The sequence below is a fragment of the Desulfofundulus sp. genome, assembly GCF_049701015.1.
GTDB lineage: Bacteria > Bacillota > Desulfotomaculia > Desulfotomaculales > Desulfovirgulaceae > Desulfofundulus.
Window position 1 is genome coordinate 3,843 of record NZ_JBNATZ010000095.1, and the last position, 4,955, is coordinate 8,797.

Here is a 4,955-nt window from a genome sequence, read left to right on the forward strand (position 1 = left end):
AATGGGGCTGGGAACAGGAACGGGCTTGCGGACAGGATTCGCCGGTGGATGCGGTTTCGGGTCCGGCCTGGTCCCGGTTTTCCGGCTGAGGCCCGAACAGCGGCTGCTTGATGGAGTATCGTCCGTCTACCAGGATCACCTGGCGGGCCGTGCCGGTAGCCGTGTTGACCACAACCGGGGCCAGGAGGTTGACGGTAGCTCGGGCCAGGCCCCGGCTGGCGTTGAGAATGCAGAAGACGGCCACCTCTTCCGGGGCCTTTATGCCCAGGATTCGGGAATCCTCTTCGGGCAGGTCGAAATCGTAGTTGGGGAAAAGGGCGAAGGGGTTGATCAGGATGAAGCCGATGTTTTCGTCCTGCAAGGACTGCAAAAAGAAAAAGGGCGAATCTTCCTCCGCGGCCACCAGTTCGAATGCGGTCAATTCCGCGGGCAGGCCCGGTAACCCGGCGGGGAAGGTGATGGTTTTGCCCCATTCGTATGCCAATGCTATTCCTCCATTCACTCAAAAACTGCCTGCATGGGGGGGTCAGGTTGACTCAATCAGCAATTGGATCAATTCGGAAAGGTCATTAGTATAGATCATCATATCTCTTAAAAGTTTAAAAGATCAAGACTTTCGGAGCCGAAATTTTATTTTGGAAGCCAGGAGCGTCTTAAGTCTTATCAAGTTTTCGCTCCGGCTTCCGATATTTTTATAGTAGAACTTACGTGAGGGTGATCGGGATGACTTCCATCCTATCGGCCACTTCCAGCCTGCGTATCGGTGGGCTGGCGTCGGGCATAGATACCGATTCCATCATCAAGGAACTGATGAAGGCGCAGAGGATACCCCTGGACCGGTTGAACCAGGACAAGCAGATCCTCCTCTGGGAGCAGGAGGACTACCGAACCATCTACGACAGCCTGCGCTCCTTCAGGGACAAGGTCTTCAACATGAAGCTGCAGGCCACATACCAGGCCAGGAAGGCTTCTTCGTCCAATGAGGCCGCTGTCAGTGCCTCGGCGAACACCAGTGCCGTGCCGGGGATGTATACCGTAACCGTGACACAACTGGCTCAGGGAGTATCCAGAGGCAGCCAGGCTGCACTGCCAGATGAAGTTAATACTGATGGGTCAACCAGAAATTTAAAACAGCAATTCGGACTGAGTTACGATACTCTGACTTTTACTTTGGAAGGAGCTAACGGCAGCAGGGATTTTTCTTTTGACACCAACACGGCCAGCATTTACACCGTCGTCTCGGCAATAAACGCCGCCAATCTGGGCATCACGGCCAGCTACGATGCTAATTTAAACCGTTTTTTCCTCACCACTACTTCTACCGGAACAACTGCCAAAATAAAAGTGTCAAACGACGTACACTACTTCTTGTCCGGAGATAAAGATGCCAATGGGGGGCTTGGGGATCCTAGCCTCGAGGACGGTAATAACACATTAAAGCTTTTGCTCAAAGGAGATGGTACCACCTATACCGGTAAGGATGCCCAGTTCAGCTTCGGCGATGCCACTGGCTTAACCAGCGCTTCGAACACCGTAACTATAAACGGCATCACCCTCACCTTGAAACAGGGCGACCCTGCTAACCCTGCCGCCGCCACCATCACCGTTTCCAATGATACCGATGCAGCTTTCAATGCCATTAAGGATTTCGTCAACGCCTATAACGAAATTATAGATAAGATCAATGGCAAGCTCACGGAACCCCGCTACAGGGATTACCTGCCGCTTACCGACGAGCAGCGGCAACAGCTCTCCGACGAGCAGCAAAAGCAGTGGGAGGAGAAAGCCAGGAGCGGCCTCCTGCGCGGTGACAGTCTCCTGGAGAGCGTGGTTTCCAGGATGCGCGCTACAATGTCCGCTATTGTGCCAGGGCTATCCGCCGGATACGACACGCTGGCTGATGTTGGCATCACCACCCTTTCCTACCAGGAAGGGGGAAAACTCTACATTGACGAAGCCAGGCTAAAGGACGCCCTGCAGAAGGACCCGGACGGGGTGATGAATTTATTTACAAAGAGTTCCGATAGCTATGCGGAGAAGGGCATCGCCATGCGGCTCTACGACGACGTCAACAGCGCCATGTCCCTTATTTCCGCCCGGGCCGGCACCAGCAATTCCTACAGTACCGCTGACAACAGCGCTATCGGCAGGCAGATAGCCGCCATGAACGAGCGCATAAGCACCATGCAGGAGCGACTGCAGCAAATGGAGGACCGCTACTGGCAGCAATTCACGACCATGGAGCAGGCAATCCAGCAGATGAACGCCCAGAGTGCCTGGCTGGCCCAGCAACTCGGCACTGGCCAGGCCCGTTAAGGATTTTACCCGCTGCGGTATCCGGTCAAAACACCGGCAGCGAAAGCAAAAAACGGTTGAAAGAAAGCCGGCCAGAGGAAACGCATATCCCAAAGAGGTGAGCTTGTAATGATGCAGGTAGCCCCCAATCCCTACCGGCATTACCAGGAAAACGCCGTCCTCACCGCCGACCCGGGGCGGCTGACGCTCATGCTTTACAACGGTGCGGTTAAATTCATCCGCCAGGCCAGGGACTGCCTGGCCGCCCGGGACATCCCCGGCGCGCACCGGGCATGCTTGCGAGCGCAGGACATCATCGTATACCTTCTGGAAACCGTCAACCGGGAAATTGAGGTCGGCAGAAACCTTTCCGCACTCTACGATTATATGTATCGGCGGCTTGTGGAGGCAAATGTAAAAAAGGACGCGGAAGTCCTGGAGGAGGTGGCCGGGTTGCTGGAAGAACTGGCTGGCTCCTGGGAACAGGCCCTCAAACTGAAAGTGGAGCAGGCGGCGGGCCGCTGATCAGGTATAAGCCCGAGAGTGTACCTCAGCGGTAAGTGTTCAGTGACCCCGCTATGGTGCCGCCCAGCACTCACTAAAATACGGCTCTGCTCCTGATATTTCAGGTTTAATCGACACCTCCGGTTTTATGTAGAGCTACTATGCCAGTGAGTGCTGGGTCCACGCTTACTCCAGTGCTCCGCGCTGACAGCACCGCAGCTCGCTTCGTCGGACCGGACTAGCGGCGCTGCAAATGCGGCATGGCAGTTGCACCTTAGTGTCATCTTTTTGCCGTTTCAGTAAGTTACCTTTTCTAAAGCTACATTTCGGTGCCGCTGGTTTTACGCCGCAGTCCGGTTACCCTCGCTTCGCCGGGTGCTGTTACCAGCGCTCCGCAAATCGTTCGCTTTGGACAACGCGGCACCGTACCGATGGTAACGGTTTTACTGCAACAAGCGGCTTGAACAAGCAGAAGTCCGGAGGAATGATTCCACAATGAACTCACAAAATGCGGCTGAAAAAAAACTCAGGCTCCTGCAGGAAATGCACGGTGAAGTGCTGGCATTGAAGTCCTTGCTTGAGCACCTGTGTGAGCTCCAGGAGGGGCCGGCAGCGGGGGAATCAGTGGATGCTGTCTCCCGGCACCTCGCCGCCATTGATGATATAAGGGCGGAAATTGATGAGCTGGACAGGGTGGGGAACACCGGTGCGGGCGTGCCGGAAATCTCCGCTCTCCTGATTCAAATCGACAGTATCCACCGGCAGAACTTGCGGCTGGCCGCAAAGGTGCGGGACCGCCTGGCACGCACGTTGACGGACTTCCGCAGGGCCGGGCGGGCCAGGGCCTACATACAGAAAAACGGCGCCGCCGGAGCTTATTTTGTAGACCGGCGGGGATGATTATACTATTAAGTAACAGAACCACATGGGGGATGTGTTATTATGCCTTCTGCCACAAAAGCAAGCCGGAGGTATACCTACGCCGATTATTTAAAGTGGTCCAGGGATGAACGGTGGGAACTCATTGACGGGCAGGCTTACGACATGACCCCTTCCCCATCAACTGTTCACCAGAAGATCGTGGGACGCTTTTACGCCCGTTTAGAGAGGCTTCTGTCCGGCACACCTTGCGAGCCGTTTGTCGCGCCTACCGACGTCGTGCTTTCGGAATACGACGTGGTGCAGCCTGATGTACTGGTGGTATGCGAACAGGCCAGGGTTACAGAGGCCAATGTCCAGGGGCCGCCCGAGGTAATCGTCGAGGTGCTCTCCACCCACAGCGCCCTCAGGGATAAACGAGAAAAAAAGGCACTGTACGAGCGCTTTGGCGTCAAGGAATACCTCATTGTTGATCCCCTGGGCGGGTATGTTGAGCGCTATTACCTGGGGGAAGACGGTACCTATGGGAAGCCTGAAATTTTCGGCCCCCAGGACAGCTTACCCCTTAAAGCTATCCAGGGCATCGAAATTCCCCTCCGGGAAATATTTCAGGTAGCGAAACCGGCCGGGGAAAGAGGTGATGAGTAATGTTTTAAAGGTACCGGTCCAGGAGTAAACCGATGGTTTTATGCGGTTGCCGCGCCGCCTCCAGCACGACGTGTCCGGGTACTTCCCCTTTTATCTCCCCGCTTTGACGGTCAACCACCTCCACCCTTATCTGATCCCCTTCTTCCCGTACCAGAAACTCCAGGGGCTGGTTGTAAGCCTCTGCCGCCTGGTTCAGGCGGCCCACCGCGGCCACCAGTTCCTCCCGGCTGAAGCTCCCTTCTTCCGGTGGAGGCGCACCCTGGGGAAAGACATCCTCCCGTTTTACCGCCGCCGGAGGCTCAACACGCCGTAGCGGTGCCGCCTCCTGGGAAGCTAAGGACTGTAAACCACCTGCTCCCACTTTCATAATCATTACCTCCTCCCTGGATTATACCTTGTTTTGGCTCCCGCTCGCTCTGCAAAGTGGATATAAATCCATAAGGTTTTACAGCCTACACCAGCCTGACGATCTCTTCCGCCACTTCCCCCAGGGGGACCACCTTCAGCGCCGCCCCCAGGTCGATCGCTGCTTTGGGCATGCCGAAGACCACGCAGGTCGATTCGTCCTGGGCGATGGTGGGCCCCCCTTTTTCCCTGATGGCGGCCATGCCCCTGGCGCCGTCCCGGCC

The 4,955-nt window shown here is 55.9% G+C and carries 7 protein-coding genes; 4 read left to right on the forward strand and 3 right to left on the reverse strand.

What is annotated here, in order from left to right; all coding sequences use genetic code 11:
• The coding region (locus ACPLUI_RS07525) for a flagellar assembly protein FliW (RefSeq protein WP_424659652.1) at window positions 1-484 on the reverse strand (484 nt) is incomplete at its 3' end.
• Window positions 485-723: 239 nt separating this feature from the next.
• On the opposite strand from ACPLUI_RS07525, the gene fliD reads away from it, so the two are divergent.
• From fliD to ACPLUI_RS07545, 4 genes are all read left to right on the forward strand, one after another.
• Window positions 724-2,316 carry a flagellar filament capping protein FliD gene (fliD, locus tag ACPLUI_RS07530; protein WP_424659653.1) on the forward strand — a complete coding sequence of 531 codons (1,593 nt, stop codon included), beginning with the start codon at window positions 724-726 and terminating at the stop codon, window positions 2,314-2,316.
• Window positions 2,317-2,424: 108 nt separating this feature from the next.
• A complete protein-coding gene (gene fliS, locus ACPLUI_RS07535; protein WP_424659654.1) occupies window positions 2,425-2,820 on the forward strand; it encodes a flagellar export chaperone FliS in 396 nt (131 codons plus the stop codon).
• Between the two features lie 474 nt (window positions 2,821-3,294).
• Entirely contained in the window at window positions 3,295-3,699 is a 405-nt protein-coding gene (locus ACPLUI_RS07540) for a hypothetical protein (RefSeq protein WP_424659655.1), read from the forward strand.
• A gap of 42 nt (window positions 3,700-3,741) precedes the next feature.
• On the forward strand, window positions 3,742-4,326 hold the full coding sequence (locus ACPLUI_RS07545; protein WP_424659656.1) for a Uma2 family endonuclease: 585 nt from the start codon (window positions 3,742-3,744) through the stop codon (window positions 4,324-4,326).
• Between the two features lie 4 nt (window positions 4,327-4,330).
• Here the strand turns inward: ACPLUI_RS07545 and ACPLUI_RS07550 are convergent, their stop codons facing one another.
• Both ACPLUI_RS07550 and ACPLUI_RS07555 read right to left on the reverse strand, forming a co-directional pair.
• Window positions 4,331-4,693: a flagellar protein FlaG gene (locus tag ACPLUI_RS07550; RefSeq protein WP_424659657.1), complete on the reverse strand. Its 363-nt coding sequence runs from the start codon at window positions 4,691-4,693 to the stop codon at window positions 4,331-4,333.
• Between the two features lie 85 nt (window positions 4,694-4,778).
• Window positions 4,779-4,955: chemotaxis protein CheB (locus tag ACPLUI_RS07555; RefSeq protein ID WP_424659658.1), on the reverse strand; the 177-nt coding region annotated here is incomplete at its 5' end.